Below are 21,454 nucleotides of genomic sequence, written 5' to 3'. Positions count from 1 at the left end.
TTTCCTCCCCTTGCTTACTTTTTTTGATTTTCACTTTAGGAAACTAATGTCATATCCAGGCTTTTTGAAGTTGAAATGTTCAGGAATTGTAAGGACTTCTGTTCAGGAAACATGATCTATACATATATAAATAAGATTAATTATATAAAAATATGAAATCTTAAAATTAAGCCGCTGGTGTACCATGGATTCTAAATATGCTAAGGATTAGTATATCATAGGTCTTTATTTTTTTAATATTGGAAAATATGAAGACGCGAGAGATAACTTTACAAAATCTCTGATAAAAAATAGAAATGATGACAATGCATGGTACTACAAGGGCCTAGTTGACCTCAAACTCGGAAAATATCAAAATGCTGCAGATGATTTCCAACAGGTCTTAAACCTTAAACCCCAGAATGATAAAGCTCGGTATAACAAAGTCTTTGCTCTCCGTAAACTTGGAAAGTTTTCTGAAGCAAAAAGTGCTTTTAATAAGGCTCTAGAAACTAACCCTTTTAACCCCGACACATGGTACCATAAAGGATTTGCCCATCGCGAAATTGGAGAACATGAAGAAGCTGAAAAAGCTTTTAAAGAAGCGCTGAAATTATATGAAAAATATATATCAGTGTTTTCTCAAGATATTAATGCCAATGCATTGTATAAAAAAGGACTTGTCCTGTATAATCTCAAAAAACATGAAGAAGCACTGGAAACATTTGAGAAAGTTATAAAAAATGCTCCTGAACACAAAAAAGCACATTACAAAAAAGGCATTGTTCTATATGAGCTTGGAAAATATGCTAAGGCTATAAAGGCTTTTGAAGAGGCTGTTGATTCGGATGACGCGGATACATGGAACCTTAAAGGTCTTGCTTATCGTGAACTTGGAGCATATACCAAAGCTAAAAAGGTTTTTGAAAACGCTTTGAGTTTATATGAAAAATCAAATGAATTTGATTCATTGTACAAGAAAGGCCTTGTTCTTTGTTCCCTTAACCAATACGATGAAGCTATAGCAGCTTTTGACAAAACCACAGAAATCAATCCCAAAGAAGTATGTGCCTGGATGCATAAAGGTTTTGCATATTTTGATCAACACAAATATGATGGAGCAAGGCTGGCATTTGAAAAAGCTGTAGAAATCAACCCCAAAGACTGCTGTGCATTGAATTATGTTGGGCTTACCTATTTTCATTTGGAAAAATACTATAAAGCCCTGGAAGCTTTTGATAAAGCCATAAAAATCGATAAAAATTCCTACGAATCCTGGTTCGGCAGAGGACTTATACACTTCCGTATTAAAAAATATGGGGAAGCAACCGGAGCCTTTAGAGAAGTTATTGATATTCTGGACAAGATTATTTCAGAAAATCCCCGTGATACCGTTGCCTTGTACAATAGAGGCCTTGCTCAATATTACCTTAAAAGCTACAAAGAAGCCAATGAATCACTTCATAAATTCATATTGATCAGACCGAAATCAAATAATGCCTGGTATATCAAAGGTCTTGTTCTTAACAAACTTGGAAAATACGAGGAAGCAATTGAAGCATTTAACAAATGTATAGCCCTCGATCCAAAGAACGCTTATGCATGGAGTAACATGGGTGTAGCTTATCGCTCTCTTAGTAAACATTTTCCTGACTATTACAAAAAAGCAATAGATTGTTTCAATGAAGCAATTAACATTAAATCTTGTAAAAGTGTCAAGGCAGAAGCGTTTAGCAACTAGGGCCTTACCCTTCGCGAGCAGAAAGAAAATAGCGGTTCACAAGATGCTCTTGAAAAGGCGGTAGAAATAAATGAAAAGGTTGCACTTGATACATTAAATAATAAAGCACTAAATTATTATGATGATGAAAAATACGAGGAAGCCCTGAAAGCCTTTGATGAAGCTATACATTTATATCCCAAAAACTACCAGGCATGGTATTGGAAAGGACTTATTTATCATTATCAGAATTGTCACAAAAAAGCAAGAAGGGCGTTTGAAAATGCAATAAATATAAAAAAAGACTACTATCAGGCATATTTCTTAAAAGGTCTTTCCATATATTATGAGACTGAGAATTACAAAAAGGCAAAGGAAGCTTTTGAAAAAACGATAGAATACAATCCAAACCACGCCGATGCCTGGAATAATTTGGGGATCGTGTTTTATGATCTTGAAAAGTATGAAGACGCAAAAAGGTCATTTGAAGAATCGATTGAATACTGCCCTACCAATGCCCTTTCATATATTTATCTGGGAAAAGTTCTTTTAAACTTTGGAGACAGGATGGGGGCTGCTGAAAAAGTAAAGGAAGCTTTTTCACAGAACACAAAAAATAAATTTGTACAGAGCCAGGCATGGTGCCTGGATGGGCTTGTAAAAATTAAAAAACTCGATTATGAAGGAGCCATAGATTCTTTCGAAAAAGCGATTTCTTTAGATCCGACTGAATGTAAATTCGGTGTTTGGAAAGCCTACGCTAAATACCTGAAAAGTGAATCTGTGTTTAAAAGTTCCGAAAAAACTAATTTTGAGTATCAAAAGCAAATTCAAGAAATTATAAGGGATTTAGAAGCCGCGTCCCAGTTGTATGAAAAATGTCATGATGGTAATTTAGAAAAACACAAGGAAATCCGGGCATATATTCTCTACTTTTTAGGGTGCTGTTATTATAAGATCAATGAATTCCATAGCGCTGTAGAAAAATTTAAAGCATGTAGAAAATTAATGCCTAAAACCCCCTTAAATGAATCTGCGAAGAATTTGCTTAAGGATATATGGTATTACCGGATCACCCCCCCTTCATGGGAGTGGTGGCTTTCATCTCCTATTCACAAATATTATAATTGGCTAATATTATTATTTTTGTTTATTCTTATTGTTGGGATTCTTCAACCCCTATTTCTCTTTAGTGAGAAAAATTACGATATCCCACATGTTAATTTTACAATCATCTGGAGAACATACGCTATACAGTATTCAATGATTATACTTCTTATAATATTCATACTGCTATTTCCAAACCTCAAACAAGTTTCCGGAAAGGGGTTTGAAGTCCATTTACGCCATCCTATCCCGATTATCGAGTTCAACCCACCGATTCCACCTTTCAGATTTGATAGGTCAGCAGATATCTCCGTAATTAGAAAGTGCTCGAGAATGCTTGTGGACCCGATGAGAAGAACAACTGATCGATGGCATGACCTGTATCCGGATATAGATCAAGACATGTGAACAGTACATCTCTTCGAAAGAAATATTAGAGAAGAGATATGCCTCTCAAATATCCAGATAATTTTCATACCTTTATTCTTTCTTTTTTCTCTTCAGGAAGCACTCAATATAATTATACGGTAGAACCCTCTATGTGAGATTAGAGCGAATGTTTTCCCTTTTCTTATATTCGGCAGATCGACATAATAATTTAGACATTTTTCCTGATGCCGTTTTTGAAATAACAATCTCTAACTGAAATCATTTGATAACGTTTACATATACTTGGAATCTTGGTCCATATATAAGTAAGAGCATGTGTATGGAATTTACAGATATTGAATGTAATTTCTGAGATAAGGCGAAAAACGGCATCGGAAAAAATTATTCAGAATATGAACGCCACCTGCCGAAAGCAAGCTTTTTATGGTTTTCCAAATTTACTGTAATCTTCAAACCAGATCCCTATAGCCCCGAACCCTATGAGCAGCACCACAAAGTGGACAAGCTCTCCAAGGTAGGGAATTTCGTAAACAATCGCAAAAATGACTGCGCCTATAAGGTAATACACCCACTCCTCATCTTCATTTTCAAAGACCAAGTTGTAGATGACTTTTCCTGCCACCAGTTTCACCGGAACAGTGGCAACCAGGAGGGCCAAGGCTGTTAGAAGAGCAAGCAGCATTAAGAGGCTCCACCCGAGAATCGTTATGAAGAGGCCAAGAGATAGGATGGAGATAAAGATAAGCATCCCCAGGCCCCAGAATCCAGCTTTCAGTTTGAATTTCCATACGGTTTTCTCAAGCTCGACCACGAAGTCTTGGAAGAGGAAGATAAGGACCAAGCCGAGGGCCAGCGAGGACAAGAGCCCGAGAATGAAGCCGAAAAAACCGATGCCTTCGGACGCTTTTTCTAATATCACATCAGTTATTTCCCATTCAGTAACGTTAGGAGAGCCGTCTACATTTTCTTTTAGGTCATGTGGGGTGTTTGTGGCATTGAGTTCAAGATCACCTTTAAGCTTGAAGTTCTTTCCAGTACGTAGCGTATAAGCGGAAATCGAGCTGTCCCCATTGATCACCCCTTCTAGGGCAACCATGCCTCCTGTCAGGAAGGCATCTCCTTCCACCGTGCTGTCCTCGGAGAGGAAGACCTCGCCTCCGACTGCCATCAGGTCTCCTCCGACGTTGCCTTTCACCCGGACTCTTGCTCCGGAGGCAAGTACGTTGCCCGAAACGTTACCGTTTACATAAATCAAACCACCGCCAGCTATTAAATCGTCCCCGATATTACTGTTTACCTCAAGTAGGGACCCACCCAGCACAAGGTCTCCCTCAATGTCCTCGTCGATTATCAGGATATCCTCACGACCGAAAGCGTTTCCTGAACTTGTAAACCTGAGGTAGGAGTCTTCGTTTGCAACCCCTGCCGAGAGAGCCAGCAGGGAAAAAAGAATGATAAACAAACCCAGACCAAATTCCAACTTACGCTTCATAAGCACTCCTCTTATCAGCTACCCCTGAATTGATCAAAATCCATGATTCGATAAATTCGTTAACATAAATTATTCCCCGATTGCATAATAAATATTACATAAAATAAATAAACAGGAAGAAAAAAAGCAGAAAAGAATAGATATCTACAAAGCCAAAATGTTAGAATTTATTATAAAAGTAATATATTTCACCCAGACTTTCCACATAATTCATCGGGTTTGAAAGGAATCTTAAAAGATTAGAGAATGCAAGGCTTCTCCTTTACGCCCAAATTTAAGATATTAAGAGTAAGCCACGCAATTTCTTCATTCACCTTAACCGAGGAAATCTTTTAGTCAACTAAGATTCCAATGGATAAGCCAGTCTATTAATTCCATTCAACTCCCAGAGTAAACGCGCATATAACCAGCAGCTACTGTGTCTCCTTTCACTTCACTATCCTCTATCACTTCAAAATGAAACTTTTCTGGATCTTCCAGCCTCCGCAAACCAGACCCCTATCGCCCCGAACCCCAGGAGCAGTGCCACAAATTGGACAAGTCCGCCAATGTAGGGAATTTCGTAAACAATTGCGAAAACAACTGCCCCTATGAGATAATACATCAGCTCCCCTGCTTCCTTTTTAAACACCCTCTCGTAGATAAGTTCTCCTGCCAGCAGTTTCACCGGGACCGTGGCAACCAAGAGGGCAAGGGTTGTTAGAAGAGTGAGCAGTATTGAGAGGCTCCACCCGAAAATCGTTATGAGGAGGACAATGGACAGGACAGGGATAAAGATGAGCATCACAAGCCCCAGAACCCCGGCTTTCAGTGCGGATTCCCGGACTGTTTCCGCAAGCTCGACCACGAAGTCCCTGAAGAGGTAGATCAGGACAAGGCCGAGGGCAAGCGAGGACAGGAGCCCGACGATGAAACCGAAAAACCCGAAACCTTCGGATGCGTCTGCTACAAACTCATCGGTTTCCGCCCTTTCGACAACCGTAAGAGAGCCTCCCACATTTTCTTCAAGGTCAGGCGGGACGTTTTCGGCATTGAGTTCAAGGTCCCCTTTAAGCTCGAAGTTCTCTCCGGTGCGAAGCGTGCCGGTGGAGATCGAACCGTCCCCGTTGATAACTCCGTCAAGGCTAACCTCGCCTCCGGTCAGGAGGGCGTCTCCTTCTACCGTGCTGCTCTCGGAAAGGGAGATATCGCCCCCGGCTGCCACGAGATCTCCTCCTACGTTGCCGTTCACCCTGATACTGCCGCCGAAAGCAAGGATATTGCCCGAAACGTCCCCGTTTACGATAATCATGCCCCCTGCTCCTGTAAAGTCGTCCCCTATATCTCCTTTTACATCCAGCCGGGAGCCGGCAAGCACAAGGTCCCCTTCGATATCCTCGTCGATTACCAGGTCATCCCCGCCACCAAAAGCGTTCCCCGAACTCGTAACCCTGAGATAGGACTCTTCGTTTTGAGCCCCTGCCGGAAGAGCCAGCAGAGAAAAAAGAATGATAAGCAAACCCAGACAGCATTCCATCTTCCTTTTCATGAGTATCCCTCTTTTAAGCTACCTCTAAATTGATCAAAACCCCTGAATCAATAAATTCGATAACATAAATTGTTCCCGGATTGCATAATAAATCTTACTTACAATAAATCAGCAGGAAGAAAAAGAAGAAAAGAGATGAAAAAAGAAGAGAAGGGTAAAATCATCGGGACTATTTTTTATCAACGAAGATATTTTTTGGGCACTGAAACACTATTTTTACTCATTTAAATGTCATTTATGGAAAAGCCGGTCGTCTTTGACGACCGGTGAGAGCGCCGGTACCTAAAAAGCAAATCAAAAAAAGGTTATCAGAAATAACTGAAAAGGGAAATTACAAATACCCTTTCCGGGTTGATTTAGATTGTTATCTACAAAGCCTAAAAATGTATAAAAAAGAATAGAAAAGTCGGACAGCAGAATTGGAAAATGGGAAGAAATAGAAAGGTAAGAGAAAACCCTTACCAGGTGTTTGAATGGATCCTCGAAGCGTCAAACCTCTCTTTGCTTTCTTTTTCTTCAGCAGGATGGCCGACAGATATGATTGAAAACGGGATAATGTTCGGTGGGATGTTCAGGAGTTCCCGGATTTCCCTGACCATCTTTTCGGCAGGGAAAACTCCGAGCCAGACGGCGCCTAGCCCCAGGGCATGGGCTGCAAGGAGCATATTTTCACTGGCTGCCGAACAGTCCTGAACCCAGAAATCCTTGAACTTCTGCATGTTCTCGTCCCCACATACGATTATAGCAGCCGGCGCATTTTTCAGCATCTTTGCATACGGATGGATGTCTGCGATCTTATCGAGTATGGGACGCCTGTCGACCGTGATAAAATGCCATGGCTGCTCGTTTCCGGCTGACGGCGCGTTCATGGCAGCTTTCAAAAGCTCCTCGATCTGGTCCCCTGAAACGGGTTTATCGGTATATCTTCGAATACTCCTTCTGGACAAAATAGCTTTCATGGTTTCCATAAATATTCCCCCTATTCACTAATGCCGTTTTATAACGGATAAAAGTATTGTCAGGATAAAAATAAATTAGGAAGTAAAAAATGTAAAGGGGGATTTTACATGAAACGCTCAAACCTTTCCTTTTTCGCCTTGCAGATAGGACAGACGGCAGCAGGCTCGTCCATAGCACAGAGATAGCCGCAGACCGGACACCTCCAGACCGGTTTGGAAAGTTTTCCCGTAAAAGTAAAACCTTCACTTTCCCTGGCTTTTGCGGCCTTGCGGGCTTCGGGGGAAGGGCGCCTTTCGGGAATGGATCCCAGTTCCTTTTCCCCTTTCAGGACCTCTTCGGAAACATAGAGGGCGCAGTAGCAGGCCCCGTACTCGCCCAGGTCCGGGCTCCTGTAGTTGCAGGGGCAGATGATGTCCAAGTCCTCTTCCTTTTCCCCGGAAGCCAGCCTGCAGGGACAGGCCCAGTACCCGTAGCGCTTTTCGTTTACCAGGATCCCGAGGACCAGTTCTTTCGTAAACTCGACATCAGGGTTCAGGTGATAACCGGCACGTTTGGCTTCCCTGTCCAGCCGGGCATGGAGTTTGTCCACGTCTTCCTCGGTTATCCCGTATCCCTCCGAAATATCTTCTCCCATCTTACTCCCCCTTCTGGAAACCAAGAGCTTCACGAATCTGTTTTTCCTTGAACCCTACAATTGCCTTTTCATCATTGAAAATCGTAGTCGGGAAAGAAAGCACCTCATTAAAGCGCCTTACTTCTTCAATGGCTTTACTTTCCTCATCTCCCTCAAGCCGGTCAACGTAGACATAGTCAAACTCCACCCCCAGCTCGGTAAGCAGTTTCTTCGTTCTCTTGCACCAGACACAGGTGCTGAGCCCGTACATTACAATCTTTCCCCTGTCAATTCCCTCTACATGCTTTCCCTTCTCTTTCTTCCAGCCAAAAAGGTCCATGATGCCCCCTCTTTAATTACATTAATTTTGCCTTAATCGTATGAGTACTTTTCTTGAAAAACAAATCATCCTTAATCGCAATCCTCGAAATCCCGGATATTCCTTAATCCCAAGCCTCAAAACCGTCCCCTACAAATTACCACAAATATTTATACAAGTTATTCCCATCATATCGCGTCCCTGAAATAACAATCAAGGTATGGAAAAACCAGCAAATAATACGAAAGATTCATCAGATCAACAGACACACAAGGTCAAGTTAGAATATCAAGTTAGAATATCAAGTTAGAATATCAAGTTAGAAAATCGAACTATAAGATCAAATTATAATAACCTAAAATATAATATATAAATCAGGTACAACAAACCTGAGCTTACAAAAACTAAGAAATTCGGGGTTACAGGCTTCAATGCACGTCATTTTTACCTGGATATTGATTGCACTCTGTCTTGTCCAGTCCGGGATATTTTCCGGACTGACGATAGGGCTTTTCGGATTGGGGCGGCTAAGGCTTGAAATCGAAGCCGAGGCAAACAACAAAGAAGCCCTGAAGATCCTGAAAATCAGGCGGGACTCTAACTTTTTGCTCACAACCCTGCTCTGGGGAAACGTCGGGGTTAACGTTCTCCTGACCCTGCTCACGGACTCGGTGATGGCAGGGACAGCAGCCTTCTTCTTCTCCACATTCGGGATTACCTGTTTCGGGGAGATCGCACCTCAGGCCTACTTTTCGAGAAACGCCCTGAAGCTCGGGTCCAGGCTGGTTCCCCTGGTCTACTTTTACCAGCTGCTCCTCTATCCCGTGGCAAAACCCTCGGCCCTGCTTCTGGACTGGTGGCTGGGCAGGGAAAAGCTGGAGCTTTTCAGGGAGCAAGCCATGAGGATTATGCTTGAAAAGCACATAAAATCTGCAAAATCCGATATAGGGATGTTTGAAGGTATAGGAGCCCTGAACTTCCTCTCAATCGACGATGTCTCCATCTCCGACGAAGGCTCGATAATAGACCCTCGCAGCATCGTAGCCCTTGAGGTCAAAAACAACCGGCCCATATTCCCTCCCTTCAACAGGGAACCTTCGGACCCATTCCTGCAAAAAATCGAAGCTTCGGGAAAAAAATGGGTTATAATCACCAACCCCGGAGGAGAACCCGTGATGGTGCTTGATGCCGACGGATTCCTCAGGGACGTAGTCTACAAGAAGGGGCCCTTCCTCCCCCTCTCATACTGCCACTTCCCGGTCGTTGTCAGGTCCCCTAAGACCCGGCTTGAAAAAGTCATCCGCCAGTTCAAGGTCTACCCCCAGCACCCGGAAGACGACGTGATAGACCAGGACCTGATCCTCTACTGGGGTGAAGAAAAGCGGATCGTGACCGGATCGGACATCCTGGGGCGTCTGCTCCGGGGAATCGTAGTGGAATGCGGAACAGGAAAGGAAGAAGCACGCCCAATTCACGCATCCACCCGGAAAAGGAGATACTGAAAGGGGACCTAACCTTACGTTTTTGACACACATTCAGATTATTTACCTCTATCATCCGGGTATGCGGGAAGGGACGAGACCCCTTTTTCAGGGAGGGGAACTCCCACCGCAAAGTGGTAGAGGTCCTGGTATTCGTGTCCTTCAAGCCCTAAGGTTTCGTGTAAGGGATTGTCAAAGAAGCAACCTATCCCGCAGCCCCTGAATCCCCGGGCTTCGGCTTCCAGGTAAAGCAGCTGCCCGAGGATTCCGCATTCCCAGAAGAGGTAGGGGTAGATCCAGGAGCCAAACTTTCTGAGGGGGGCTTCGAATTCCGAAATCATACAAACGGTAAAACAGGCATCTGCCGCCTTTCTCTGGGCACAGGAAAGCTGGGCGGCAAAATAGTAGAGAGACTCTTCCACAAGCATATAGAATTCAAGATCAGGAGGACAATTTTCCGGGCGCTCCCAGAGGAAGTCCCCGCGCATGGTAGCTTTAAGCTTTCCCTGTTCCCCGGGTTTTCGGAGGAAAATGTAGAGCCCTGGAAGCAAACCTTTAACCCGGTTCACAAAAATGAGCAGGTGGGCAAAGGGTCCGAAAGCCAGGGTATTGAACGGGGGAACCTTCGGGTCCCTAAGCGTTCTCCTGAGCATGCCGTAAAAGGTTTCTTTTTCCATATAGGCACTGTTGTTCATTTCCAGGGCGCTTCTTCTGGAACGGATAACCCTGCGCAGGGAAACTTCATCAGTCTCCTTTTCCATTTTTTTTTCCTTTTCAGCTTCTTTTTTCCCATACTTTTCAGCTTCTTCTCCAGTCCTGTTTTTTTCCCCGGATTCCGGTTCCAGCCCTTTCCCTCTTTCCCCGGATTCCGGTTCAGGTCCAAATTCCCATAGAAAATCAGTTTCCTCTTTCCGGCTTGCCAATGCGGCTCTTTCGATTTCCACCCATTTGACATGTTTCGGGCTCAGACGGCTAGGGTAGCCTTTCCAGGAAAGCTTTTCAAAGGCAGGGAGCGCTGCAGAATTAATTTTGCTTCTCCCCGGGCTTTTTCCGGAGGGAAAGATTGCGAGCAGGCATGCAGGTTCTTCTTTTTCCGGCCCCGTACTTCCGGAAATTCCCAGGAGGGAAGCGATCTCCTCCGAACCCATGTCTTCAAGGAGCTTTGCCTCCCAACCGAGCCCTGCAGCAGCAAAACCGAGGGTTCCCACAGCATGCCCTATATCATGATTGGAATACCTGAATGCCCGGATGCCGTATTTCCAGGCCACCCGCCAGTGAATGGAACTCAAACCTGCAAAAACAGTACCTTCCGGAAAGCCGGAACTCAGGAGTTCCCAGGTTTCGGGGGAGAATTCCGCCCTGAGCTCAAGGGCATGTTCCAGAGGAGAATAATGACAGACAGCCGGCTTTTTCAAAAGCCCCTCAACAGGGCCTGAGATCAGGTAGCCTTCAGTCGGGTGCAGGTTCCCGCTGGAAGGGTTGACCCGGAGCGGCCACTTTGCAAAGCCTGTCTTTTTCCAGACCGAAATCGCGAGGCTGTCGAAAAACAGCCTGGATATACCCTTCCTGTCCAGGGGTTCGGGCGGAATTTCCCCGGGAATGAAGACCTGTTCGTAAGCCGGGAAGCTTTCTTTTACTGCGCCCGCACTCCCCATATCCAGCTTCAGACGCGGAGATCCCACGTAGCGGAGAAAAAGGTCTGGCTTTGTCTCCATGTCCAGGCGGCGCGGACCCGGGGAATAGGCCCCGAAGTTGTGCTTGCTTGCCTCATGATAGGCCAGGATGGCTTCAAGTTCCTTTGACATATTGCACCAGTTTTCCACGCGGATATTTTTCGCATGATTTATCGATTTTACGGGTACGGGGAGTTTTGAGATATACTGTGAATTTTGAAAGGTACGGGAAGTTTTGAAGATATGGCGAATTTTGAAAGATACGGTGAATTTTGAAGGATATGGCGAATTTTGAAAGATACGGTGAATTTTGAAGGATTAAGGCAGGTTTTGAAGAGTTTCAGACCTGTTTAAGGGCTCCGAGCACGGCTTTTCCGAAAGCTTCCGCACTATTCGGGTCCCTGCCCGTTATTACCTTCCCCGAAACGATAACTTCCCTGTCCTCGTGAAGGGCACCGTGCTTCTTCAGTTCATGCAGGGTCTCAGAGCTCTTGAAAACCGTGCTTTTCTTACCTTCGAGGATGCCAGCCCTTGCCAGGACCACAGGCGAGATGCAAATTGCAGAAACCACTTTGCCTTTAGCATACGCAGCCTTAACCAGCTGTTGCAGTTTTTTGTTGTCCCAGAGGTAGGCCCTGGAACCCGGCCCCCCGGTAATTACGATTGCGTCATAGTCGTCCATGCTTGCCCCGGAGATCCTGATGTCGGGTTTAATCGTTCCCCCTAGCATTCCTTTCGCAGTTTCGATAAACTCGGCTGCAACCGTAACTTCTACCCCCGCAGCCTCAAAAAGCTGCTTCGGGACAAAACATTCCTCATCCCTGAACTGTTCCTGGGCGATCACAAGCAGGATTTTTTTCCCTTTATACTCGGATTCTGTCACCGGGTCACCTTCCTAGCTTTACTGGCTTTAGAGAATGTCTGTGCTCTGGAAAATGCGGGGGTTTCGAGTTCAGATAACTCTTTTGAACTCAGAGAACTGACCAATTACTTCATTTCCGACTACTCCTGATGCCATAGGCAAACTCAGAACCATCGGCAAAGCAAACTAGGGTAAGAAGTATTGCAAGAATAATTACCGCAGTAACCCACTAATGTCCCCAGCATAGTAACATTACCCCACATAGTACATTATTCTGCAGCTATAAATTAATACTTGCCCGAAAATGAGTGTACTCCGGAAAAATTCCAATTATGCAAGCCGGAAAGTAAAAAGAGTAAAAACCGCTATTAAAAACCTGAAACCAGCAGATAAACCCCGCCGGAAATCCCTGCCCCGGCAAAGGTCGCCAGGAAGTTGACCCCGCTGTTTGAAAGTTTACCCCATTTCTGAAAGGTAGCCCCGAGCAAGCTGTCAACGTTAGTTCCGAAAAAGCCCCCTGCCGTCGTTACCAGGACAGAAAGCAGGAGGTTATCCGAGACCCCGAGCAGGTATGCCAGCAGCCCTATTACCGCTGAGCCCAGGAGAGCAGCAAGTTCCCCGAGTCCCGAAACTGCCCCGTCTTCTCCGGGATTTGCGAGTTTGAGGGTGGTTATCATCCTGGGCCTTCCTTTTGCCGTTGTCCCGATTTCACTTGCCAGGGTATCCCCGGTTGCCGTGGCAACGGTTCCAAGGTAAGCATAAAGAATGGGCAGGCTGAGTTCCGGGAAGACCCCATGGGCTACGGCAAGGGCAAGGGCAGCCGTACTGTTCGAAAAAACGTTTTCATAACTCCGGATCCCGTCCTTGGCCTGGGCAATCCCGATGGACTCCTTGTACGCATACTTGTACCTTGTAAACCCGCCTCCCAGGATGAAAAACGCCAGAAGAAGGATGTACCAGGAAAGCCCGCTGAAAACTATGATCAGGACTCCGAGAAGTGCCGCACTCAGGAGGGCAGAAACATCGGCAATCTTTGCCCTATAAGCCAGGCAGCCCAGGAGAAGGGAAAAAGCAAGGGCTATGAGCATCCTTTCCGGGGGTACCCAGTACCTGAATTCTTCGAAAATCCACATTGTCATTCCCGCCCCCAGGGGCACGGAAATGTTGCTGTCGATCCTCGAGGGGATGGACTCAAAGAGCGAGCCGGTCACAGCTCCTATTACTGCTATGAAAAAGACCAGACTGGGAGACACAGGGAAACCCTGCCAGTAAATTACCCAGTACCCCGCAAGGAACGCCGCAAGGATCCTCAGCCCAAGGAAAACGGAACTCCAGAGCAGGGAAAAACCCTTCCGTTTCACCCGACCCCCCCCGGAACCGAAACCGCTGTTTTTACCTGATTCCGGAGAATACCAGTTATGGCTTCCTACCGCCGAAATTGCAAAAGCTCCAAGGACGATGTAAAGGGGAAGATGATAGGAGAAACTTTCGAAAACTGCCGAGACAAGGAACATAAGAGACATTGAAAAAGCAAGGCTGATCTCGCCTCTGTTATCAGATGTGGCCCTTCCAGAAAACCTCAGCCAGAAAAAAACTCCCAGGGAAAGAAGAAGCAGGACATGCACCCCTGCAAAAGGGGCAATCAGAATAAGTAAGAGATATGCAGCATGCATCACCGTAATCCCCGGACCTGAATTTCTTTTTTCAATATTGAGGCTGTTTCCATTCATAGTCCTGCATCTTCTGTTTTTTCTGGATCCTTTAAAGAAGTTACATAGAATAGGATTTCATTTATAAATAGCTAGTTGTTTTCCGTAGATAAAAAAGTTCACGTTCCTTTTTTAACCCGGAAAAGGCAGACCGCTTTTCTGCTTTACATCTCCCTCAAGAGCTTATAAATTACCACATAAACGATAAAACCGGCAACCATGAAGATAATGACAGTAGGAATATGGTCAGCGAGATATAAAAGTTGTTGTGGAACCTTTCCCTGAAGAAAACGCCCTTATGCTTTCGATTTTTCAATATAAAATATAGAGTAGATAATAGAATTTTGTTAAAGAGACAGACGATTGACCTGTAGTGAACTACCCCTGGGCTAAAAATTCCGGGATTTCCTGCTTAGGAATTATGAATTGGGGATTCATATAAAAAATTTTCCAATCAATAGGTATAACCGCCAATATACCCAATATTATTCAGGAAATACGTACGATACTATTTCGGGAACATACTCAATATTATTTAGGAATATGCCCGGTGTTATTCCGGTTATTCCGGTGAACTTTGTTGTGAGGGGGAAGAATGAAAAATTACGACCTGATTGTGATAGGTACCGGTTCTGCAATGAATTATATCGGCGCGCTAATCGAATCGAAACCCGAAATGAAAATAGCGGTCATCGACAAGGACGACCCTGGGGGGATCTGCCTGACCAGGGGATGCATTCCTTCAAAGCTCCTGCTCTACCCTGCCGAACTTTTAAGGGAACTTGAAACCGCACCGCTCTTCGGAATCGACCTGGAAATCAAAAACATTGACTTCCTCATGGTAATGGAGCGGATGAGGGGTAAAATCAGGGAAGACATCGAGATGATTAGGGAGGGGTTAACGGAGAGCCCGAACCTGGACTACTATCCCGATACCGCAGAGTTTACGGGTCCGTATACCCTGCAGGTGAGCGGGGAAACAATCTATTCCGAGCTGATCTTCCTCTGCACGGGTTCGAAACCGGCAATCCCGCCCGTGAAGGGGCTTTCGGAAGCAGGATACCTCACCAGTGATTCGGTACTTGAACTCAACGAATGCCCGAAGAGCCTTGCAATTCTCGGCGGAAGCTACATCGGTGCCGAATACGGACACTTTTTCTCGGCTATGGGGGCAGAGGTCACGATTATAGGGAGAAACCCGCAGTTTTTGCCGGAAGAAGAGCCCGAAGTTTCGGAACTTGCCAGGATAAAAATGTCGGAATACCTGGACCTCCTCACAAACCATGAAGCCGTTGAAGTGGTCAAAGAAGAAAACGGGCAAAAAACCGTTATTGCAAGAGAAAGGAGTTCAGGCACGGAAGTGGAAATTACCGCTGACGAGGTCCTTGTTGCGACAGGCAGAGCCCCGAACAGCGACATCCTCCATCCGGAAAAGGCAGGAATCAAAACGGACAAAAAAGGCTGGATCTCCGTAAGCCGGCACCTGGAAACTTCCCTGCCGAACGTCTGGGCTTTCGGGGACGCAACCGGGCAGTACCTGCTAAAACACGTGGGGAACTATGAATCCGGGATCGTTTACCGGAACGCTATCCTTAAAGAAAAAGTAGAAGTCGACTACCATGCAGTCCCACACGCAGTATTTTCTTACCCCGAAGTCGCAAGTGTGGGCATGAAAGAAGCCCGGGCGATCGAAGATTACGGGAGAGACAACGTGCTCATCGGCTACCACCGTTTTGAGGACACAGCAAAAGGCACGGCAATGGAAGCCGAAGACTATTTCGTAAAAGTCATCCTGGAAGGAAAAAGTGAAAAAATCCTGGGAGCCCACATAATCGGCCCCCATGCGTCCATCCTGATCCACCAGATAATCCCGCTCATGTACACGGAAACGGGAAGTGCAGCCCCCATAATGGACGGCATGGACATCCACCCTTCACTGAGCGAAGTCGTAAGCAGGGCATTTTATTCCAGAATGCCTCCGGAATATTATCACCATGTCCTGAAACACCTTGGGCTCGAGGTGTAAAAGGGGATTTCAGAAACCCTTTTCCTTTTATTGCTACCGTGATAATTGCCCCGATTAGTTCCCGGATTAGTTCCATGATTATTTCTGATTATTTCTGATTATTTCTGATTATCCCTGATTATCCCTGATTGATTTCTCGCATTATTTTTTGACAAGGTCGAATGCCCACCTGCTAATCCCGGGGGCTACATTTCCGCTGCGCCTGTAAAATTCGACCTTGAGCCCCATTTTTTCGTATTCTTCTATCAAACCGGGGAGCTGGTCTTCGGCTTTAAAGGTATAGAAATGAATTGAACCTCCTGTCTTTACCAGCCTTACGACTTCTCCGAGGGCTCGGTCCATGCCGTAGGGGGTCGGGACAATAGCCCTGTCGAATCCCTGTTCAGGCATGGAAATGCCAGGTTCAAGCTGTCGGAAGACTTCTTCGGCGTCTCCCTGGACAACGGTTATTTTCTCATCCAGCCTGTTCAGCCGGATATTTTCCCGCAGGCAGGCGCAAGCATCCGGGTTCAGTTCGATTGCAAGCACCTCTGCACCTTTTCCCGCAGCCGGGAGGACGAAAGGGCCAACCCCGCAAAAAGGGATCAGCACATTTTCGGAGGGGATAACTTTTGCCACCACCCTTCCTCTTTCCCAGTAGAGGCGGGGGTTAAAGAAAACCTTCCTTACATCCAGCCTGTAGGCATAGCCGTTTTCTCGATGGACGGTTTCCGTGGAGTCGCCCAGGAGGAGCTCGAATCCGGCTACCCTGTGCTCCCCTTCCAGCCTGCCCACCTTGTTGAGCACGGCCCGGGTATTGCCTCGCATCGAAACGAGTTTTTCGGCAATATCCCTCCTGTAAGCCTCAAGTTCGGGAGGAATCGAGATTACCGCCACATCCCCGATGTAATCAAAACGCTTTGGCACCCGGTCCAGCAAAGAGTCCTCCACTATACCTTTAAGCCCATCCTGCAAACTCATTCGACCGTACCTCTGCCCTGCTAATTATAAAGCCTTTCCACTTTTTACAGTAGCTCTACTTTTTCGGCAATTTCACTTTTCTCGGCAATTCCATCTTTTTATGGCAACTTTACTTTTTATGGCAACTCCCGTTCTGCGTTTCCCTACCTTATTTTAAGTTTTCGCTTATCATGCAGGAAAAATTAGTGAATAAGAGATAAGGATACATTGGGAAAAATTTAATTAATGTCAATAAATAGCCATGGCAGTATATATCGGGAGTGTGCCGGATAAAAAAGTCCAATGGAGCACTTGATTAGAAAAAAAAGCTTTTTTATGTCCGTAATCTTAAAAAAGCAAATCATAAATCTAAAGTACGACGCGTACAATAGAATATTCACATTTGTTAATTAAAATAAATGAACCTTATAAAAAATTATTTTTAAAAAAATGATTTTTACTCATAATATATTGAAAAACTAAAAAGGTAATTTTATGGACGCACAAACAACGTACGGGGCTCTTGCTCTGCTGCCTCCCCTGGTCGCCATCGTACTTTCGATCTGGAAGCGGCAGGTCATTGTGGCCCTCGTCTTAGGTATCTGGATTGGTGCAACGGTCATCAATGGATATAACCCCTTTATCGGGCTTCTACAAACCTTTTCACACTATATTGTGGAAAGCGCCATTGCCGATGCCTGGAACGCCGGGCTGCTCGTCTTCTGTCTTGCTATCGGTGGGATGATCGGGATCATGTCCAAGATGGGAGGCACAAAAGCCATCGCAAGCTCCCTTGTAAAGAAAGCAAAGGACAGCAGGTCCACCCAGCTTGCAGCTGCTTTCATGGGGATTGCAATCTTCTTCGATGACTACGCCAATTCCATGGTCGTAGGCAACACCATGAGGCCCATTACGGACGCACAGAAGATCTCGAGAGAAAAACTATCATACATCGTGGACGCAACTGCAGCATCCGTCTCTTCCATGGCCCCGGTTTCGACCTGGATTGCAATGGAACTCGGACTAATTGCAGGTACCCTCGGAACCCTCAACATCGAAGCCAACGCGATCATTGTCTTCTTCCAGTCCCTGCCATTCCGTTTCTACTCAATTTTCACCCTTGTCCTTATGTTCACCCTCATTATCCAGAAAAGGGACTTTGGCAAGATGCTTGACGCCGAAATCCGCGCCCGCAAGACCGGACAGGTCTATGCCGAAGGTTCGACCCCCCTCTTTGTGGAAGACAAGAACCTCATGCCCCCTGAAGGTGTAAAGGGTTCGGTCTGGGACGCCGCCATCCCGATCATCACTTTTGTCATCGTTGCAACCGTCGGGCTCTGGTACAGCGGATACGAACCCGGGATCAGCATCAGGGACGCATTCGGGAATGCCGACGCCTCCGTTGCCCTTACCTGGGCCGCCTTCCTCAGCTCCATAGTCGGGCTTTCAATGGGTCTTGCAAAGAAGAGCTTCACCCTGGACGAAGGGGTTACCGCCTGGGTCGACGGGCTCAAGTCCATGGTAATCGCGGTTATCATCCTTGCCCTGGCCTTTGCCCTGAAGTCCGTGATCTCCGAAATGCAGCTTGCAGAGTGGCTTGTAGCAGTTACCCAGGGTGTCCTTTCAAGTTCGGTCCTCCCTACCCTGACCTTCATAATTGCGATGTTCATTGCCTTTGCCACCGGGACTTCCTGGGGTACGAACTCCATCGTAATCCCAATTGTTGTCCCCATCGCAGCTGCAATTTCCGGGGCAACCGACGTTGTCACCCCCCTCATGGTAACAACCATCGGGGCAGTCCTTACCGGGGCCGTGCTTGGAGACCACTGTTCCCCTATCTCGGACACCACGATCCTCTCCTCCATGGCCTCAGGTTCGGACCACGTGGACCACGTAAATACCCAGCTCCCCTATGCAGTCGCAGCCGGAGCTTTCGCCGTGATCTTTGGCTTCATCCCTGCCGGGCTGGGAATCTCCCCCTGGATTTCCCTTATCGTGGGAAGCGTGGCCATTGTAGTCTTTGTGAAGTTCGTGGGCAAACGCATTGATGACAACGGAAACATCCTCAGCTGAGAAACAGAACTTCAACTGAAACAAAAAAAGAAAAAAAAGAAAAAAAAGAAAAAAAAGAAAAAAAAGTTCCGAGAAGCAGAAACTTTCTGCTTCCGGCTCTTACTATTTTTTTACTGTTTCGCTATTTTTGTAATTTTGTGATTTTACGATCTATTCCCCTTCCACAAAATTAAAGTTACTTTATGCACTATTTCTGCCAACCCGTTATGGCAGGACCCATTTTCATGAAAATCGTTATAGAAACCCCAAAATACAGCTTTTTCAAATACAATAAAACCGAAAAAGGGTACGAAATAGCCTTCTTTTCCCCTCTTCCCACCATTTTCAACTACGGCTTCATTGAGGGCACAAAAAGCCCTGACGGCATGGAAGAAGATGCAGTCGTGCTGGGCCCTCGACTACTTCAGGGAAGCATCCTTGAAAGGGAAAAATTTGACGGGGTGGTAAAATTCCTGGATGACTCCGTCCGGGACGATAAGAAAATAGTGTATATCAACGGTTTCCGTTCACCTTTCCTGCTTTCCCTTTACTTCAGGCTCTATGCGCTGTTCAAAGTCTTTCTCTACGCCTTCAAAAAAAGAAAAATAGCTAAGTGTAAATTCGAAGGAATAATATTTGAATAACGGATCAATTAAAAGAATCAGGTCACAGCTTCTGCTTCCTCTTCATGCTCTTCTTCAATTTCGACAATCCTGGCAATCGGGGCATTCGTCTTCACGGATTCAATCCCTTTCATGCAACCTTCTTTACTTTTGTACCCCTGGCTTACTGCGATGATCTGCCCGTTCCTGGCCCGAAGCCGGAAGCGGTATTCTCCAATCCTGTCCAGATACACTTCAAATTTTGGCATAATATTCCCCCACTTAATCAGAACTACCAATTCTAAACTACCAATTCTAAACTACCAATTCTAAACTACCAATTCTAAACTACCAATTCTAAACTACAAATCCAAGATGATATGGAAATCCAGGATTCCGGGTCTTCCCAAAAAAGGTAATTTCCCCATCCCTGTAACATAATTGATCCCATTCGTTAAAATAAATATCTATTTAAAATATATAAAAAAATAAACACAGCGGAGATACATGAAAATATCCGGAACCTGAACACCATGCCTGACTTGAGATTCAAGCCCTGTAGTTGATAATATCCGCGTGAAATATCGTAAAATTGCCATTATCATGGATGAGAAGTATATTGTGCAGAAGGTAAAAAGCACCGTAAAACACTTTGATTTGATGTTCACGCCGTTAAAAGCGGCTATTCGGCAGTAGCAATTTTTAGAAAACTATTAATAGTTTGGGCAGACTCAAATTTAGGGGTGCTTAAAAATGCCTTTCCATATAATGATAATTCCCACTTTAGGCTGTCCTGCGAACTGTAGTTATTGCTGGAGTTCCGAGGAAGGGTCTCCGAGAATGAGCATTGAGACCGTCAAAGAAATTGCCGAATGGCTTAAGGATTTCCGGAACGATTCGGTTACCTTTACCTTCCACGGTGGGGAGCCGCTCCTGGCAGGTGCGGATTTTTACAGGGAGGCTTTACCAATCCTTGTTGAGGGAGTAAGTCCCAGGAACGTGGCTTTTGCCATACAGACCAACCTCTGGAAGATGACAGATGAAATAGCCGAAATTTTTGCGGAGTATAACATTCCTGTCGGTTCCAGCCTGGACGGCCCGAAGGAGCTTAATGACTTCCAGAGAGGAGAGGGATACTTCGATAAGACCATACAGGGCTATAAGATAGCTAAAGAGCACGGGCTTAACGTGAGGTTCATCACCACTTTCACCTCCCATTCCGTAAATTACAAGGATGATATTTTCAACTTTTACCTGGAAAACGGCTGGACCCTTAAGTTCCACCCCGCACTTCCCTCTTTACGCGGCGACGAACCCGAGAAATGGGCCCTTGACCCGGAAGAGTACGGAAGGCTCTTAATTTACCTTCTGGACAAGTACCTGGAAAACATTGGCCAGATCGACGTCATGAACATCGACCACCTCTGTAAAGGCGTTTTCGGAGGTAGAGGAGCCGTCTGCACCTTTGTGGACTGCATGGGAGATACCTTTGCCGTAGGCCCTGACGGAGGCATATACCCCTGCTACCGCTTTGTAGGCATGCCAAAATACGTCATGGGCAACGTTTATGACCACCCCAGCATGGAAGACCTCGCAAAATCCGACGCCTGGAAGCTCATGTTCGCTTACAAAGAATATGTGGATAAGGAATGCAAAGACTGTCCCCATATCAATTACTGCAGAGGCGGTTGCCCCTACAATGCCATAACCCCAACCGACGGGGAAATAAAGGGAGTTGACCCCCACTGTATTTCCTATCAGATGATATTCAATGAAATAACCGAGAGGGTCAATAATGAGATGTTCGGGGGCTCTGGCATGGAAATGGGCCTCTTCCAGGACCCTATGACATCATCAAAGCCAGGAATAATGTCCTTAATGCTTAAGAAAATATGAATGGAATTGGAAAAGAAAAGAAAAGAAAAGAAAAGAAAAGAGGGTAGGAAGTCCTTTCTCATCCTCCCTTTTTAATTTTCCCATTCGATTCCCTTATTCAACACTT

Annotated in this window: 17 protein-coding genes; 7 read left to right on the top strand and 10 right to left on the bottom strand. The window is 45.6% G+C overall.

Going from position 1 to position 21,454, the window contains the following annotated elements:
- Positions 1 to 214: 214 nt before the first annotated feature.
- Both MSMTP_RS07035 and MSMTP_RS07030 read left to right on the top strand, forming a co-directional pair.
- Positions 215 to 1,720, top strand: a complete 1,506-nt coding sequence (locus MSMTP_RS07035; RefSeq protein WP_369799631.1) for a tetratricopeptide repeat protein — start codon at positions 215 to 217, stop codon at positions 1,718 to 1,720.
- A 66-nt stretch (positions 1,721 to 1,786) separates the two neighbouring features.
- Positions 1,787 to 3,214 carry a tetratricopeptide repeat protein gene (locus tag MSMTP_RS07030; protein WP_369799630.1) on the top strand — a complete coding sequence of 476 codons (1,428 nt, stop codon included), beginning with the start codon at positions 1,787 to 1,789 and terminating at the stop codon, positions 3,212 to 3,214.
- A 403-nt stretch (positions 3,215 to 3,617) separates the two neighbouring features.
- Here the strand turns inward: MSMTP_RS07030 and MSMTP_RS07025 are convergent, their stop codons facing one another.
- From MSMTP_RS07025 to MSMTP_RS07005, 5 genes are all read right to left on the bottom strand, one after another.
- The gene (locus MSMTP_RS07025) at positions 3,618 to 4,688 is read right to left on the bottom strand and encodes a hypothetical protein (RefSeq protein WP_048178405.1); all 1,071 of its coding nucleotides are present in this window, start codon (positions 4,686 to 4,688) and stop codon (positions 3,618 to 3,620) included.
- A gap of 451 nt (positions 4,689 to 5,139) precedes the next feature.
- Positions 5,140 to 6,216: a polymer-forming cytoskeletal protein gene (locus MSMTP_RS07020; protein WP_048178404.1), complete on the bottom strand. Its 1,077-nt coding sequence runs from the start codon at positions 6,214 to 6,216 to the stop codon at positions 5,140 to 5,142.
- Positions 6,217 to 6,674: 458 nt separating this feature from the next.
- Positions 6,675 to 7,184, bottom strand: a complete 510-nt coding sequence (locus tag MSMTP_RS07015; protein ID WP_156153715.1) for a nitroreductase family protein — start codon at positions 7,182 to 7,184, stop codon at positions 6,675 to 6,677.
- A 95-nt stretch (positions 7,185 to 7,279) separates the two neighbouring features.
- A complete protein-coding gene (locus tag MSMTP_RS07010; RefSeq protein ID WP_048178402.1) occupies positions 7,280 to 7,810 on the bottom strand; it encodes a ferredoxin-thioredoxin reductase catalytic domain-containing protein in 531 nt (176 codons plus the stop codon).
- Position 7,811: 1 nt separating this feature from the next.
- The gene (locus MSMTP_RS07005; protein WP_048178401.1) at positions 7,812 to 8,129 is read right to left on the bottom strand and encodes a glutaredoxin family protein; all 318 of its coding nucleotides are present in this window, start codon (positions 8,127 to 8,129) and stop codon (positions 7,812 to 7,814) included.
- A 410-nt stretch (positions 8,130 to 8,539) separates the two neighbouring features.
- Between MSMTP_RS07005 and MSMTP_RS07000 the strand changes: the two genes are divergently transcribed.
- Positions 8,540 to 9,610, top strand: coding sequence for a DUF21 domain-containing protein (locus tag MSMTP_RS07000; RefSeq protein ID WP_048178400.1), 1,071 nt, complete (start codon positions 8,540 to 8,542; stop codon positions 9,608 to 9,610).
- 38 nt (positions 9,611 to 9,648) lie between these two features.
- Here MSMTP_RS07000 and MSMTP_RS06995 read toward each other — a convergent pair whose 3' ends face one another.
- The 3 genes from MSMTP_RS06995 to MSMTP_RS06985 form a co-directional block, all read right to left on the bottom strand.
- Positions 9,649 to 11,394 (bottom strand): SagB/ThcOx family dehydrogenase, encoded by a 1,746-nt coding sequence (locus MSMTP_RS06995; protein WP_048178399.1) that lies wholly within the window; start codon positions 11,392 to 11,394, stop codon positions 9,649 to 9,651.
- Between the two features lie 208 nt (positions 11,395 to 11,602).
- Complete coding sequence (locus MSMTP_RS06990) at positions 11,603 to 12,145, bottom strand: DJ-1/PfpI family protein (protein WP_048178398.1); 543 nt, start codon at positions 12,143 to 12,145, stop codon at positions 11,603 to 11,605.
- 347 nt (positions 12,146 to 12,492) lie between these two features.
- Positions 12,493 to 13,854, bottom strand: coding sequence for a TIGR00297 family protein (locus MSMTP_RS06985; protein ID WP_048178397.1), 1,362 nt, complete (start codon positions 13,852 to 13,854; stop codon positions 12,493 to 12,495).
- 574 nt (positions 13,855 to 14,428) lie between these two features.
- Here MSMTP_RS06985 and MSMTP_RS06980 point away from each other — a divergent pair.
- Positions 14,429 to 15,859 (top strand): dihydrolipoyl dehydrogenase, encoded by a 1,431-nt coding sequence (locus MSMTP_RS06980; protein ID WP_048178396.1) that lies wholly within the window; start codon positions 14,429 to 14,431, stop codon positions 15,857 to 15,859.
- Positions 15,860 to 16,000: 141 nt separating this feature from the next.
- Here the strand turns inward: MSMTP_RS06980 and MSMTP_RS06975 are convergent, their stop codons facing one another.
- Complete coding sequence (locus MSMTP_RS06975; RefSeq protein WP_048178395.1) at positions 16,001 to 16,819, bottom strand: class I SAM-dependent methyltransferase family protein; 819 nt, start codon at positions 16,817 to 16,819, stop codon at positions 16,001 to 16,003.
- A 474-nt stretch (positions 16,820 to 17,293) separates the two neighbouring features.
- Here MSMTP_RS06975 and MSMTP_RS06970 point away from each other — a divergent pair, with 474 nt between their 5' ends.
- Positions 17,294 to 18,871: a Na+/H+ antiporter NhaC family protein gene (locus MSMTP_RS06970; RefSeq protein WP_048178394.1), complete on the top strand. Its 1,578-nt coding sequence runs from the start codon at positions 17,294 to 17,296 to the stop codon at positions 18,869 to 18,871.
- Between the two features lie 224 nt (positions 18,872 to 19,095).
- Positions 19,096 to 19,494, top strand: a complete 399-nt coding sequence (locus MSMTP_RS06965) for an inorganic diphosphatase (RefSeq protein WP_048178393.1) — start codon at positions 19,096 to 19,098, stop codon at positions 19,492 to 19,494.
- 17 nt (positions 19,495 to 19,511) lie between these two features.
- On the opposite strand, the gene MSMTP_RS06960 is transcribed toward MSMTP_RS06965, so the two are convergent.
- Positions 19,512 to 19,721 (bottom strand): YegP family protein, encoded by a 210-nt coding sequence (locus MSMTP_RS06960; protein ID WP_048178392.1) that lies wholly within the window; start codon positions 19,719 to 19,721, stop codon positions 19,512 to 19,514.
- 484 nt (positions 19,722 to 20,205) lie between these two features.
- On the opposite strand from MSMTP_RS06960, the gene MSMTP_RS06955 reads away from it, so the two are divergent.
- Entirely contained in the window at positions 20,206 to 21,348 is a 1,143-nt protein-coding gene (locus MSMTP_RS06955; protein ID WP_048178391.1) for a TIGR04083 family peptide-modifying radical SAM enzyme, read from the top strand.
- The last annotated feature ends 106 nt before the right edge of the window (positions 21,349 to 21,454 follow it).

The sequence above is a fragment of the Methanosarcina sp. MTP4 genome, assembly GCF_000970045.1.
Lineage (GTDB): Archaea > Halobacteriota > Methanosarcinia > Methanosarcinales > Methanosarcinaceae > MTP4.
Note: the sequence above shows the minus strand (reverse complement) of the source record. Positions and strands in the feature narration are given on the sequence as shown.